Origin of the sequence: Paenibacillus qinlingensis, assembly GCF_013204845.1 — a bacterium.
GTDB lineage: Bacteria > Bacillota > Bacilli > Paenibacillales > NBRC-103111 > Paenibacillus_E > Paenibacillus_E qinlingensis.
In genome coordinates this window covers 1-15,357 of the sequence record NZ_JABMKY010000042.1, presented here as the reverse complement: position 1 = coordinate 15,357, position 15,357 = coordinate 1, and the positions used below count along the sequence as shown (strand labels likewise).

10 protein-coding genes are annotated in these 15,357 nt (G+C 47.1%); 7 read left to right on the top strand and 3 right to left on the bottom strand.

What is annotated here, in order from left to right; translation table 11 throughout:
- Positions 1-95 precede the first annotated feature (95 nt).
- From HQN88_RS36505 to HQN88_RS36495, 3 genes are all read right to left on the bottom strand, one after another.
- Complete coding sequence (locus HQN88_RS36505) at positions 96-1,079, bottom strand: electron transfer flavoprotein subunit alpha/FixB family protein (RefSeq protein ID WP_173121415.1); 984 nt, start codon at positions 1,077-1,079, stop codon at positions 96-98.
- Between the two features lie 93 nt (positions 1,080-1,172).
- On the bottom strand, positions 1,173-1,937 hold the full coding sequence (locus HQN88_RS36500; protein ID WP_173121413.1) for an electron transfer flavoprotein subunit beta/FixA family protein: 765 nt from the start codon (positions 1,935-1,937) through the stop codon (positions 1,173-1,175).
- Positions 1,938-2,000: 63 nt separating this feature from the next.
- Positions 2,001-2,588, bottom strand: coding sequence for a TetR/AcrR family transcriptional regulator (locus HQN88_RS36495; RefSeq protein ID WP_274318768.1), 588 nt, complete (start codon positions 2,586-2,588; stop codon positions 2,001-2,003).
- Between the two features lie 366 nt (positions 2,589-2,954).
- Here HQN88_RS36495 and HQN88_RS36490 point away from each other — a divergent pair, with 366 nt between their 5' ends.
- The 7 genes from HQN88_RS36490 to HQN88_RS36460 all read left to right on the top strand — a co-directional run bounded on the left by HQN88_RS36490 (position 2,955) and on the right by HQN88_RS36460 (position 15,100).
- Entirely contained in the window at positions 2,955-4,994 is a 2,040-nt protein-coding gene (locus tag HQN88_RS36490; RefSeq protein ID WP_173121411.1) for a (Fe-S)-binding protein, read from the top strand.
- Between the two features lie 92 nt (positions 4,995-5,086).
- Complete coding sequence (locus tag HQN88_RS36485; RefSeq protein WP_173121409.1) at positions 5,087-7,480, top strand: 3-hydroxyacyl-CoA dehydrogenase/enoyl-CoA hydratase family protein; 2,394 nt, start codon at positions 5,087-5,089, stop codon at positions 7,478-7,480.
- A gap of 596 nt (positions 7,481-8,076) precedes the next feature.
- Positions 8,077-9,264, top strand: a complete 1,188-nt coding sequence (locus HQN88_RS36480) for an acetyl-CoA C-acyltransferase (protein WP_173121407.1) — start codon at positions 8,077-8,079, stop codon at positions 9,262-9,264.
- A gap of 69 nt (positions 9,265-9,333) precedes the next feature.
- Complete coding sequence (locus HQN88_RS36475; RefSeq protein WP_173121405.1) at positions 9,334-11,106, top strand: acyl-CoA dehydrogenase family protein; 1,773 nt, start codon at positions 9,334-9,336, stop codon at positions 11,104-11,106.
- Positions 11,107-11,142: 36 nt separating this feature from the next.
- The gene (locus HQN88_RS36470; protein ID WP_173121404.1) at positions 11,143-12,813 is read left to right on the top strand and encodes a long-chain-fatty-acid--CoA ligase; all 1,671 of its coding nucleotides are present in this window, start codon (positions 11,143-11,145) and stop codon (positions 12,811-12,813) included.
- Positions 12,814-12,865: 52 nt separating this feature from the next.
- The gene (locus tag HQN88_RS36465; protein ID WP_173121403.1) at positions 12,866-13,282 is read left to right on the top strand and encodes a PaaI family thioesterase; all 417 of its coding nucleotides are present in this window, start codon (positions 12,866-12,868) and stop codon (positions 13,280-13,282) included.
- 216 nt (positions 13,283-13,498) lie between these two features.
- Positions 13,499-15,100, top strand: coding sequence for a PucR family transcriptional regulator (locus tag HQN88_RS36460; protein WP_173121402.1), 1,602 nt, complete (start codon positions 13,499-13,501; stop codon positions 15,098-15,100).
- Positions 15,101-15,357: the final 257 nt, after the last annotated feature.

Sequence of the window (15,357 nt, the reverse complement as noted above, 5' to 3'; positions counted from 1 at the left end):
CATTACAATACCAAGCTCAGATAAAATGAAATCGAATAAGCCCATGCGTAATGGCATGGGCTTATTCGAAGCTATAGCGTTTCGAGGTTATATTATTATTGTAGCAGCTTCTTAAACTCCTCGGTCAGCAGCGGCACGACCTCGAACAGATCGCCGACGATACCGTAGTCGGCGACTTTAAAGATCGGCGCCTCCGCATCCTTGTTGATCGCGATGATGACGCGCGAAGAGCTCATCCCCGCCAAATGTTGAATGGCGCCGCTAATCCCACACGCGATGTATATTTCCGGCGTCACAACCTTGCCGGTTTGGCCGATCTGCATCGCGTACTCGCAGTACCCCGCGTCGCAGGCTCCGCGGGAAGCCCCAACAGCGCCGCCTAAGACGGCAGCCAGCTCTTCGAGCGGCTGGAACCCATCGGCGCTGCGCACGCCCCGTCCGCCGGAGACAACGATCTTGGCTTCTGCCAAGTCGATGGCGCCGGACGTTTTTTTCACGACCTCCCGGATAATGCTGCGCAGGGAGGGAGCGGGATAGGCAACATCGATGATCGCTGCTTGACGCGAAGTGTCAGGCTGTGCAGCTGCGATGTTGTTCGGTCTAATCGTGACGACCCATGGCGCAGCCGGGTCGGTAAACGCTTTCTTTTCGACCGCTTTGCCAGCGTAAAGCGGTCGGGTGAACAAGACGTTATCGCCGCTGCGTTCGATGGCGGTAACGTCTGAGATTTGGCCTGCTGCGAGCGAAGCGGCGGCCAAAGGAGCAAGGTCACGGCCAATAGCCGTGTGGCCGAAATAAACGGCATGAGGCCCGGCGACCGAGATCACGGCCAATAGGGCACTTAGATACGCGTCTGAGCTATAGCTCTCTAACTGAGGATCTTCGACGACATAGACGGTGTCTGCGCCGTATGTAGCAAGTTCGCTAGCTAATGCTTTCGTGCCAGCACCACCGAGCAGAACTGCAGCAAATGTATCTCCATCTGAAGCAGAGAGCTGCGCCGAACGTAAGGACTCAAAGGATACTTGACGAAGCTTGCCACTGCGAGCTTCTGCAACTACGAGAAATTGTTTTGCCATCGTTGTAGCCTCCTAAGTTATTTATGGTTTCGGGGTCCTCGCAAAGCAATTTGGATTACTTTTCGAAGTCATACTTCACTTTGTAGGGGGTTTTTAGATTACTTTGGATTCATTACGTAGTGCTTGAACTAGCTCAGCTACCTGGTGGGCAAGTTCGCCTTTGAGGATGCGACCCGCTTGACGTTCGGGCGGGAGGGATAAAGCCAGTCGTGTCGTTTTGGCAAGAATAGCATCTCCGCCAGAAATGTCATCTAGGGTTAAGTGCTGGAATGGTTTTTTCTTCGCTTTCATGATGCCAGGAAGTGAGGGATATCTAGGTTCATTTAAGCCTTGTTGCGCTGTAAAAAGAGCAGGGAGCGGTACCTCGATGACTTCGATATCGCCTTCAGCATCGCGGTGAACAAGCGCTTGTTCTCCTGTAATTTCGAGCTTCGTAATCGAAGCGACATGTGGCAATCCAAGTAGGTTTGCAAGGCGAATAGCTACTTGGCCTGCACCATTATCAACGGAGAAGTTGCCTCCTAGTAAGAGGTCGACAGACTGGCTGCGTAAATATGCGGCTAAGATTTCTGCAATTTCGAATTCATCCCCGATGATGCGATCATCGGTAATCAGTACAGCCTCGTCAGCACCCATCGCGAGAGCAGTTCGCAGCGCTTCCGCCGTACGGTCTGGCCCTATTGAAAGAAGCGTCACTTTACCGCCATGCTCATCGCGCAGTTGAATAGCTTGCTCTACCGCATACTCGTCGTACGGATTGATGACGAACTTCGCACCATCCTCTTGCACGACACCATTTTGCAAGACGATTTTCTCCTCTGTATCAAACGTTTGCTTCAATAATACAAAAATGTCCATAGTAGGGCTCCCTCCTGAATATACATGAAATAGAGATCATTACTCGCTTGCCCAACGTTTAAATTACGTCTCAATTCCTTTAATGAAAAAATCAAGCGTAGGACCAACTTGTGCGGTTAATGAATACTTTTGCCCGGAAATCAGCCAAGAGGTAACGACTTCATCCATACCTCCAAAAATGAGGAGTCTCACCAGCTTCACATCCAGATCCGCACGAAAGCTGCCATCAAGCTTACCTTTTTCTAATATATTTTCAATGAGGATAATATATCTCTTTAGGGCAAGACCAATCTCTTTGCGAAGCTCCAAATCACTTTGACGAAGCTCAATTTGCGTGAGGTAAGCCATATGAATGTTATTTTCCAGCTCGCTAAAATGGATCTCACAGATTTTGCGTAATGCATCTTTTGGGCTCGTGCTTTCACGGACAGCAAGGTTGAACTTCTCAACGAGCTCGCCTAATTTCTCTTGAAAAAGACTAGTTAAGATATCCTCCTTCTTCTTGAAGTAAAGATAAATGGTGCCATCTGCGACGCCGGCTTCTTTGGCAATACGCGAAACTTGGGATTTGTGAAACCCATTTTCCGCAAATACCTTCATCGCGCCTTCGAGAATTGCATAATACTTGTCTGGTTTTTTGCCACTTGTCAAGGAGATCACCTCGGTGTTAGAATACAAATATCGGTGAATGAATACTCATTCATTTTTGTAATTTCATCATAAAATACGCAGTACGCCTTGTCAACGACTTATTCCGCTTAACCAAGCAAGTAGGGAGGTTTGTCGGCATACTCATCACATGGAAGCAAGTTTCTACTCTTATTCAAAATAAACGGGCTATGCCGTCCTTCAAGGACGTCTCACAGTGTTTATGGAGAAATATAAGCATTGTATAACGTGAAACGTATACGTTCTTATATTTTTAAAAAATGAGATTCAAGGAATTTGCTTTTTTGCGATTCATGAATGTAAGCGTTAACAAAAATGCTGACAAACTAAATAAAAGGAGGGTCCTCCATGACCGGTACGCTGATTCAGTTTCTCCTCTTTCTGGCGGTTACGGGTTTGGCACTCTACGGGTTCGGCCGGGTTGTGTATCACCGATACCTATACATCCAGTTGGGGAAATCGGTGGATTTGAAGAAGGAAGCTAATATAAGGCTCAAGGGGTTCGCGGTTCAAGTTTTTGGCCAGACGAAATTAATGAAGGATAAAAAAAGCGGCATTATGCATATCGTGATTTTTTATGGCTTCATTATTCTACAGCTAGGCGCTTTGGACCTTATTTTAAAAGGATTAATTGACCGAGGGTTACCTGTCCCAGGTTATGACTACTTTACCTTCATGCAGGAAGTGACGGTCGGGTTGATCGTGCTGGCCATGGGCTACGCGACCTATCGACGCTATGTCGAGAAGCTTAAACGCCTTAAGCGAGGCTGGAAGCCAAGTATTGTTGTGTTTTTTATCATGTTTCTGATGTTGTCAGTCGTCATAAGCGGTGGCTTTGAACGAGTGCGCGAGGGATTGCCGGCTTCAGGCTTCGCTCCGTTGACATCGGTTTGGGCTGGTATGTTCGATGGGATGTCTACATCAGCGGCGACGGTGGGCTTCTATGCTGCCTGGTGGATGCATCTGCTGATTCTGTTATCTTTCCTTATCTATGTGCCGCAGTCCAAGCATTTTCACATTATTACCGCTCCGATAAACATCTTGCTGCGACGCACGGAGCCGACAGGTAAGCTGGCATCCCTAAATTTGGAGGATGAAGACGCCGAGACATTCGGTGTTGGCAAGATTGAGGATTTTACGCAAAAGCAAATGCTTGACTTCTACTCCTGTGTTGAATGTGGTCGGTGTACGAGCGTGTGTCCCGCTAATACGACAGGCAAGCTGCTGTCACCGATGCATCTCATTACGAAACTGCGCGATCATTTGACGGAGAAAGGTGCTGCCATTACCTCGAAATCCCCTTGGGTACCAGCCATGGTGTTTGCGCCAGAATCGCAAGGGAACGCACTCGAAGTGGAACTCATCGGAGGTGTGATCACCGAGGAAGAGCTGTGGGCTTGTACAACCTGTCGAAACTGTGAAGATCAATGTCCCGTTGCGAATGAGCATGTGGATAAAATCATTGATATGCGCAGGCACCTAGTGCTGACGCAAGGCAGTATGCCGTATGACGGGCAACGCGCACTTCAAAATATAGAAAGGCAAGGCAATCCGTGGGGGATCTCCCGCAATGATCGTGTGAAATGGGTCAAAGAGGTTGACCCAGAAGACGAACTTCAAGTGCGAACGGTTAAGGAAAATCCAACCTTCGAGTATTTGTTCTTTTTGGGCTCGATGGGTGCTTACGATAATCGCAGTCGCAAAATTACACATGCATTCGTGAAATTAATGAAGGAGGCTGGTATCTCTTTTGCCATATTAGGAAATGAGGAGAAAAATTCTGGCGACACACCGCGTCGGATGGGGAATGAATTCTTGTTCCAACAGCTGTGTGCGGACAATATTGCTACTTTTCAAAAGTATAAGGTCAAGAAGATCGTCACGACTTGCCCGCATACGTACCACACATTCAAAAATGAGTATCCCGAATTTGGTTTAACGGCAGAAGTTTTTCATCATACAGAATTGCTGGATCTATGGGTGAAAGAAGGGCGCTTGACTCCGCAATATGAGGTCAATGAACGCATAACGTACCACGATTCCTGTTACTTAGGCCGTTATAACGAGGTGTATGAAGAGCCACGTAATGTGTTGCGGGCGATTCCTGGCGTGGAACTTGTGGAACAAGCGCGTTCTCGTGAGAACAGCATGTGCTGTGGAGCGGGTGGAGGCATGATGTGGATGGAGGAAACAGCGGGTACTCGTGTGAATGTGGCGCGTACGGAGCAGCTTCTAAGTGTCAAACCAACGGTGATCTCCTCGGCGTGTCCTTATTGTTTGACGATGGTGGAGGATGGCACGAAGCTGAAAGAAGTTGAGGAGCAGGTAAAAGCTAGGGATATCGCAGAAATTTTGGCACAATCGGTGTTTGGTCTATCGAAAAACTAAAGTAGTGCTAACGAAGCTAGTTTTCTAAAGGCAACTTAAGTAGTGCTTACGATGCTAGTTTTTCTATCGAAAAACTTTTAGGAGATGATCTCATGACAACTATTCGTACGGCAGCAGTAATCGGTTCGGGCGTAATGGGTTCCGGTATTGCTGCGCATTTGGCTAACGTAGGTATTCCTGTCTTATTGCTTGATCGTGTGCCGGATCAGTTAACGCCGCAAGAAGAAGGTACAGGTTTAACGCTTGATCATCCCAAAGTACGGAATCGATTTGCGGTAAGTGCCTTGGAGAAGCTCGCTAAGACAAACCCGGCACCTTTGTATAGTGAAGCTTTTGCATCACGCATTACGCCAGGAAATATTGAAGATGATTTGGCGAAGCTGAGCCAAGTGGACTGGATCGTCGAAGTTATTATCGAAAATTTGCAGGCTAAACAAGAGCTAATCGCTCGGATTGAAAAGGTGTGGAAGCCAGGTACGATCGTTTCATCGAATACGTCAGGGATTTCTATAAATGCCATGGTGGAGAACGCTGGGGCAGCATTCAAGAAGCATTTTCTAGGAACTCATTTCTTTAATCCACCGCGCTACATGAAATTATTGGAAATCATTCCGAATGAGGAGACCGATCCTGCCATTATCGCCTATATGAGTGATTTTTGTGAGAAAAAGCTTGGTAAAGGAGTTGTGCAAGCGAAAGATACACCGAATTTTATAAGTAATCGAATTGGTACTTACGGTTTGCTGATTACTCTACGAGAAATGCTGGCTAACGGGTATACGGTTGAAGAGGTAGATGCGGTAACAGGACCTGCGATGGGGCGGCCGAAAAGTGCGACATTCCGCACACTGGATCTTGTTGGTCTAGATACGTTTGTACATGTGGCGAACAATGTGTTTGATCTCGTGACGGATCCAGTGGAGAAGGATATCTTCGATACTCCCGCCCTTCTGAAAGAGATGGTAGCCAAAGGCTGGATCGGCGAGAAACAAGGTCAAGGCTTTTATAAAAAGGTGAAAACAGCTGAGGGTAAGGAAATTCAGGCTTTGAATTTAGAAACGATGGAATACGCGGTAGGCCGCAAAATTAGTTCAGCATCTTTGGAGGCTGCCAAACAAGCAAAGGGGACAGTTGGGAAGCTGAAAGCCTTATTAGGTGCGAAGGATCGGTATTCGGATCTGGCGTGGAACATTTTGAAGCCAGTTCTGCTGTACGCAGCTGAGAAACGTGATGAAATCGCGGAAACAAACGTGGACATCGATAATGCGCTCAAGTGGGGCTTTAACTGGGAGTTGGGACCTTTTGAAACGTGGGACGCGATTGGACTAAAACGTTCTGTGGAACGTATGGAAGCAGAAGGCAGCACAGTGCCTGAATGGGTAAAAGCGTGGATTGACGCGGGGCATGACAGCTTCTATGAGCGTAAAGAAGGACGGACCTTCGCGATCTTAAACCAGGAACTTCGCGAGGTGGAGTCGCGGCCAGAAATCATCGCACTGGCGTCTCTTAAGCAGCAAAACAAAGTCATCCGCTCGAACAGCGGAGCGAGTTTAATTGATATCGGTGATGATGTAGCTTGCTTGGAGTTCAACTCACCGAACAATGCCATAGGCGCGGATATTCTTACGATGATTCAGCAAAGTGTGGATGAGGTGCGTAGTAATTATCGAGGGCTGGTTGTGGCCAATGAAGGTAAAAACTTCTGCGTTGGCGCTAATTTGATGCTTCTGTTGATGGAAGCTCAGGACGGCGAATGGGATGAAGTAGATGGCATCATTCGGTTATTCCAGAACGCGATGCTGAAGCTGAAAAGACTGGATAAACCGGTTGTCGCTGCTCCGCATAAAATGACGCTCGGTGGTGGCGTAGAGGCGTGTATGCCGGCGGATCAAACGATTTTCTCGGCGGAGACGTATTACGGACTCGTTGAGACTGGCGTTGGGCTCATTCCTGCGGGAGGCGGCTGCAAAGAATTAGCGCTGCTAGCTAGTCAACAAGTGAGAGACCCGGAGGTTGACCTGCAGCCGTGGATCAATGCAGCTTTTGAGACGGTAGCCATGGCGAAGGTGTCCACGAGCGGCCATGATACGAAACGACTTGGCTATATGCGAGCACAAGATTCCGTCGTGGTGAATTCGGATCATCGAATTTATGAAGCGAAGCAAGCCGTGCTCCGGATGGATGCGGCAGGCTATACACCACCTGCGATTGAGAAGATCCGTGTCGTGGGCGAGAACGGAAAGGCGGTTATGCAGGTCGGCGCCTATTCGATGCTTAAGGGCGGATATATCAGTGCGCATGACCAGCTAATTGCGAATAAGCTCGCACATGTGCTGGCTGGAGGGAATGTGCCTGCAGGAACATTGGTGACGGAGCAATATATGCTCGATTTGGAGCGCGAAGCGTTTTTGAGCTTATGTGGTGAGATCAAGACACAGCAGCGGATGCAGTTTATGCTCTCGAAGGGGAAGGCGTTGAGGAACTAAGAATGGCGTTGGCTAAATCCTAAATCCTAAATCCTAAATCCGAAATCCGAAATCCGAAAGGGAACGTACAGACGCTATTTGTACGTATTGACCCTGATTCCGAAGCTAAGGGGAACTACAGTGCGCTATTTAGTCCAAAAGGGAGCTAATAGTCGTCAATATGGGTAAATAGTGCACCTACGTTCCCTTTCGCGCCATAATGAGCTCATTTCGCTGAAATAGCGCACTCTCGTTCCCTTTAGGTGCAGGGGATGAGGGTGATGGTGGATACGATGGCGAGAATGAGGATGAGGATAGGGCTGAGGATGAGGATAACGAAAAGGATAGCGAATAGGATGACGGAAAGAAAATGAAAAGTTAGCGAAAAGATAGCGAAAAGATAACGAAAAGATAACAAAAAGATAACAAAAAGATAATGAAAAAGATAACGAAAAGGATGACGGAAAGGATGACGGAAAGATAACGAAAGGTTAACGAAAAGTTAATGAAAAAGATAATGAAAATTTAATGAATAAGATAAAGAAAAGTATAACGAAAAAGATGAGAACACAATTTGTGAAGTAGGATACCCAACTATTCCTAATGAGGTGAGTTCGATGAAGGAAGCCGTCATTGTATCGATAACACGTACCGCCGTAGGGCGTGCAAAGAAAGGCAGTTTCGCGCAAACGCGCGCGGAAGATCTAGGCAAAGCCGTACTCGAAGAGGCCGTACGGCGAGTGCCTGGTCTCGACAAGGGTGATGTCGAGGACATCATCATCGGGTGCGCGATGCCCGAAGGCGAGCAAGGGCTGAACTTCGCCCGCACGATGTCGCTGTATGCGGGCTTTCCCGTGACCGTGCCGGCCATCACGGTCAATCGCTTCTGTTCCTCTGGCTTGCAAGCCATCGCATATGCGGCGGAGCGCATTATGCTCGGCCACGCCGAGGTGATCATCGCCGGAGGCGTTGAGAGCATGAGCCACGTCCCGATGACGGGCTTCAAGCTCTCGCCGCATCCGCGGCTGGTCGAGACCATGCCCGAGGTATACATGGGCATGGGGCATACGGCTGAAGCCGTAGCTGCGCGCTTCGGCATCTCGCGCGAAGCGCAGGATGGCTTCGCGACGCGCAGCCATCAGAAGGCAGCGGCGGCCATCGCAGCAGGCCGCTTCACGGATGAGATCGTGCCGGTGAGCACGAGCGTGAAAGGCGTGGACGAACGAGGCAAAGCCTTCGTTCACTCGTATATCTTTGCCACGGATGAGGGCGTTCGCCCCGATACATCCGTGGAGACCTTATCCAAGCTGAAGCCTGCGTTCAGCTTGGGGGGCTCTGTGACGGCGGGCAACGCGTCACAGACGTCGGACGGCGCAGCGGCGGCCGTGCTGATGAGCCGAGCGCGCGCGGAAGCGCTCGGGCTGAAGCCGATGGCGACGTTCCTGTCCTTCGCACTTTCCGGTGTAGAGCCGGAAATCATGGGCGTTGGCCCCGTCAAAGCGATTCCGAAGGCGCTCCAGATGGCTGGTATTTCCCAAGATCAAGTCGATCTCTTTGAGATAAATGAAGCTTTTGCTTCGCAGTGCGTTCATATCGTTCGCGAGCTGGGAATTGACGAAGAGAAAGTCAATGTAAATGGAGGAGCGATTGCGCTGGGTCATCCACTTGGCTGCACGGGTGCAAAGCTTTCAACTAGTTTGATTTACGAGCTGCAGCGCCGGGGTGGAGGGTACGGGGTCGTGTCGATGTGTATCGGCGGCGGGATGGGAGCGGCAGGCGTTTTTCTAGTTCATCCAGCGGAATAACCGCGATCCTATCTAATCCATCTTCATTAATCATTCCTCATTATCTTAATTCATAAGGAGAGTTGACTCATGACGAACAAAATCGTTGGCGGAAGCTTTGTTATATCGGATCTGGATTTTCATTCCATCGTAACTCCGGAGGATTTCACGGAAGAACATCGCATGATTGCAGAAACAACACGTGACTACGTGAACGGGGAAGTTATGCCGAATGATGAGCATTTGGAGAAACTAGATTATGATTTGACGGTAAAACTCATGAGAAGCGCCGGTGATCTTGGGTTATTAGGTGCTGACGTCCCGGAAATTTACGGTGGACTTGGCTTGGATAAGGTCAGCTCGACAATCATCAGCGAAAATTTAGCGCGCGCATCCTCCTTTGCTTTATCCATTGGGGCGCATGTGGGCATCGGAACGCTGCCAATTGTTTTCTTCGGAACCACAGAACAGAAGAAGAAATATTTACCAGACCTCGCCACAGGCGCCAAAATAGCCGCCTATTGTTTAACGGAGCCGACTTCGGGGTCCGATGCGCTTGGTGCCAAAACAACGGCACGCCTTTCCGACGACGGAAAGCACTACCTTTTAAACGGATCCAAGCTATATATTACTAACGCTGGTTTTGCGGATATCTTCATCGTGTATGCCAAAATCAACGGCACAGACTTTACCGCATTTATCGTGGAAAAAGGTGATCCTGGCTTTACCATGGGGCCAGAAGAGAAAAAGATGGGAATCAAAGGTTCCTCAACGCGCCCGCTATTTTTTGAAGACGTGAAAGTGCCTGTAGAGAATCTGCTCGGTGAAATCGGGAAAGGGCATCTCATCGCTTTTAATATTTTGAACATCGGACGCTATAAACTAGCTGTTGGTTGTCTAGGTGCTTCCAAGGAGACGATCGAGCTTGCAGTGAAATATGCGAATACACGCCAGCAATTCCAGACACCAATCTCTAAATTTCCATTAATTGGTAAAAAACTTGCGGAGATGAACATTCAGACATATATCTTAGAGAGCATGGTGTACCGGACGACTGGCCTATTTGATACAATTCTCAAGGATATCGACCATTCTAGTGCTGATGCAGGCAAAATATCAGCGAAAGGCATATCGGAATATGCGCTGGAATGCTCAATTAATAAGGTTTTCGCATCGGAAGTTCTTGACTTTGTTGCGGATGAGGGACTACAAATTCACGGTGGATACGGCTTTATTCAAGAATATAAAGTAGAGCGGATCTATCGCGACTCGCGGATTAATCGTATTTTCGAAGGGACGAATGAAATTAATCGCTTGCTCATCCCGGGTACCTTAGTGAAGAAAGCAATGAAAGGTGAACTGCCTTTGTTGCAAAAAGCGCAAGCATTACAAGGCGAGTTACTTGCCTACATGCCAGGCCAAACGTTTGAAGGTACTTTGGCTGAAGAAACTCATTTGGTGGGGATGGCCAAAAAGGTGTTCCTCATGGTCGGCGGGCTTGCCGTACAAAAATATGGCATGGCACTTGAGAAGAATCAAGAGGTGTTGAGTAACCTTGCGGATATTATGATTCAAATTTTTGCAGGGGAAAGTGGGCTGCTCCGTACCCAAAAACTCATTGACAAACAAGGCGAAAGTAAGGCGAAAAACGCCATTCAGCTCACGACGGTATTTATTCATGAGGCTTTTGATAAAATTGAGGCATATGCGAAAGAAGCGCTCAGTACGATGGAAGAAGGAGATGTGCTTCGGACTCAGCTTTCTATTCTCAAGAAATTGTCTAGACGCAGCAGTGTTAATACAGTGGGGTTGAAGCGCGACATCGCCGCACGTGTAATTCAGGGTGAGAAATTCATCGGATGAGTATCGATGTCAAGAACCTGAAGGGGATGGTTTTGTATGAGGGAGACAAAGCCTTGGCTGCGTCATTATCCATCGGAAGTGGCGCCGACTTACGAGTACCCGAAACATAATCTAGCACGTCTGTTGGTTGATTCAGCTCATCAATTTCCCGAACGGCCTGCCTTGTATTTCTTGGGGAAAAAGCTATCGTATCGTGAATTGCTTCATGCGTCGTATCAATTTGCTCACGTGTTAATGGATCTTGGGGTACGTCCAGGGGAACGGGTGTCGATCATGTTGCCGAATTGTCCTTCGGCTATCATTGCGTACTTCGGCACGTTGATGATGGGTGGAATTGTCGTGATGACGAATCCACTTTATGTAGAAAGAGAGCTGATTCATCAGCTCTCTGATTCGGAAGCTGTCGTCATCGTGACGTTGGATTTGCTATTTGATCGCGTTCAGAAGGCGAAATCGCGGACATTTATACGACATGTGATCGTGACCTCGATTAAGGACTATTTACCGTTTCCTAAGAATCTTTTATATCCGATTAAAATGAAAAAGGATGGCGCCAAGCTCGATGTTACCTATGGTGATGGCGTTTATGCATTTAAGAAATTACTGCGAGCAGCTTCGGCTGCGCCTATCTGTGTGGATGTTAACGCAGATGACGATATTGCCTTGCTTCAGTACACGGGCGGAACCACAGGGTTATCCAAAGGTGTGATGCTAACGCATACCAATTTAATTGCGAATACGTATCAGACGAGCAATTGGTGTTATCAAGTCCAGCCTGGCGGAGATCGTTTCTTAGGCGCCATTCCTTGTTTCCATGTTTTTGGTTTGACGGTTCTACTGAATCAATCCATGTATCGAGCAGGTATGCTTATTCTGATTCCAAAATTCGATATTGATATGATTCTCGATACGATTCATAAATTAAAGCCTACTATTTTCCCAGGTGCACCTACGATGTATGTCGCGTTAATCAATCATAAACGAGTGAAAGAAGTTGATATTTCTTCGATCAATGTTTGTGTAAGCGGTTCAGCGCCACTGCCTTTGGAGGTTCAAGAGCGATTTGAAGCTTTGACCGGAGGTAGATTAATTGAAGGGTATGGGCTAACAGAAGCTTCCCCTGTTACGCATGCCAATCCGATCTGGGGATTTCGTAAAATCATGTCCATCGGTGTGCCTTTTCCAGATACAGTAACGAAAGTTGTGGATTCTGACTCTGGGGAGGAAATGCCGATTGGAGAAATCGGTGAAATTATAATTAAAGGTCCTCAAATTATGAAGGGGTACTGGAAGCGGGAGCAGGAAACGGCTAAGACAATCAAAGATGGCTGGTTATATACCGGGGATATGGGACGTATGGATGAGGATGGTTTCTTTTCGATCGTTGACCGGAAAAAGGATTTAATTATTGCCGGCGGCTTTAATATTTATCCGCGTGATATTGAAGAAGTGCTCTACGAGCATCCAGCGATTCTTGAAGCAGCTGTCGCTGGTGTTCCCGATGAATACCGTGGGGAAACTGTGAAAGCTTTTATCGTGCTCAGGGAAGGTATGACGCTTTCGGAAAAGGATTTAGATATCTGGTGTAGAGAGCGATTGGCGGCCTATAAAGTCCCGCGTAAAGTTGAATTCAGGCAATCTTTGCCGAAAACGATGATTGGAAAAGTGCTCCGGCGGCAATTACTTGAAGAAGAAGTAAAGCAGTAAGTGTATTCTCGTCATGCGTAGGGGCAGCCCATACAAAGAAGGAGGGAGTCCAATGGATGATGGAAATGATCGTATAATTCGCAAATTGCAGCAACTCGCAGCAGCGGCGGAGCCCACCTTCTGGGGTTTTCTGGGTTGTGAATTTGTTGGAATGACGAACGGTGTCATCACGATTGCCTTGGATGCGAAGCCGCATCATCTGAATCCAATCGGCATGGTTCATGGCGGTGTAACGTCCTCGTTGTTGGATACCGCAATGGGGATTATTGCAATGATTGCTAGACCAGAGGAGAAGGTAGTAACGACGAATTTGAATGTACACTTTGTATCTCCGTTATATGCAGGGAGACTGCTTGTGACAGCGGAGCTTGTCCATCAATCGCGTAAAATGATTACAGCACAAGGCCGAGTTGAAGATAGTGAGGGTAATTTGGGAACGATGGGGACGGGGACGTTTCGTGTGATTTAGACGAAAGCTTCAGCAAAAGGAGCCTTCATTACCATGAAGATCGTGGTTGTGAAGGTTCTTTTCCTTATTCGATGTTATATAACCTTACATAAAATTAATAATTTTCATGAAAATTTCATAAAATTTCTATTGATGTCATGTTTTCTTACGCAAACGCATTGACTGATGACATACGGTCATCCTATAATCGATGAAAAGGCATAGGGGGGAAGCACGATGCATCTTACCATTCGTGAAGCGTTGGCGATTTATCCATTAACGGAAGCAAAGCTAGTCGCCGGGAAACAAGGGGAATCCCGAATAGTGAAATCAGTCAATGTCATGGACGCACCTGACATTGCAGATTGGACAAAATCAGGTGAAATGTTGTTTACTACAGCCTTCGCGATGAAAGACAGCCCGCAAGAAACCGTGAACCTCCTGCGCAAATTAAATGACCGCGGAGCTGCAGGTCTAGGGATTAAGCTCGGGAGATTTTGGACGGAGCTGCCGCAAATCGTTATGGACGAAGCGGATCGATTACATTTTCCAATTATTGAAATGCCCTTTCAATTTACATTTTCGGATCAAATGAATGCACTCTTTAATGCTGAATACCGTAGAAATACAGAACTGCTGCAAACGGTTTTAGAGAAGCAGAAGAAGCTGATGCAATTTGGACTAAAGCAAGACAATATGCTCTCTATGTTTCAACTCGTCTGTGAAATTTTGGGGTATCCGATGGCAGTCGTTGGAGCGAGAGGTCAAGTTCTATATAATACAAGTAACTGGAGTTCAGATCAACTTGCTCAGAATTGGCCGAAAAAGCGGAAATCTGGATGGGTGTACGCAGGGAAAGATAGAGCCTATCGCATTGGATTGCAACAACAAGATGATGAACCATTGGGTCATTTGTTAATTATTCCGGATGTTATGTTACTGGCAACCGTTGAAGAAGGTTTGTTCCAACAAGCGGCTGATATTTTGACCTTTCATATGAGTTATACATTCAGATCCCATGTGGAAGCTTCAGCGGAGCGAGATTTGCAGAATAACTTGATTCGTTATTTGGATAAAGGAACCTCACTTGAAGAGTTTATGGAACAAGCGGAGTCCAGAGGATTATTCATCTTTGCAGGTAGCTACCAATGCGTTATTGGGAAGTGCAAGAAGGAGTCTTTGATTCCAGATGTTACAAACGAGAAGCTCAAAGAGTTAAAGCAATATATGGAGTCCCATTCGAAATCAAGCAATTTGCGTGGACATCATTTCGTTCTGAGGGATCACATGTTCTCGATTTACTCAACGACGCAAGCGGATGGCTTCCCAGAAGAAGAGTTATCGCAATTGTTAAGCAAATATGAGGGAGACGCTGGTCATGCGTCCGATCTCGATGGCATGGTGTTCTATACATCAGCGCTGAAGGTGAAGCCAACGGCGCTTCGTGAAGCGTACCTCGAATGTGGTGAAACGGGGCGAATGGCTGAGAAACTCTGTTTGCCGGATCGCGTCCTTCATTATGAAACGATTGAATTCGCTCATCTCTTCCAACACTTGTCGTCACCGATGATGGAGGATTACTGCGCCAAGATCTTGCGGCCTCTTTTAGAGAAGGATCCTGAGTACTCGCAAGAGATGATTCGTACACTTGAAGTTTTTATTCGGAATGATGGTCAAGTTAGCGAAGCGGCAAAGCAATTATTCATTCATCGTAATACGGTTACGTATCGGTTGGAGAAAATCAGTGATCTTCTACAAGTTGATTTCAAAAAAGTCAATGATCTCTTGAAGCTGAAGGCAGTATTCCTTTTCCGTCAATTCTTACAAGTGAGATCATAAGAAAATAGAATCCTTAGCTGCTAATTAGCAGTTAAGGATTTTTAATTTGAGAATAGCCGAGCTGACGCGGATTGTATTGTTGGAACTGTATGTGGAAGTAATGGTAGTCCTGCTCATGTTGTGATATAGATGGATTTTTGCACTTAGAATTAAAAGTGGACGTCTCTTAGTGTAGGAGTAATAATAATCTTAACTATGAACTAAGAGGTGTCTATCCATGAGCGAATCAAGACAACGATATAATGAAACTTTTAAAC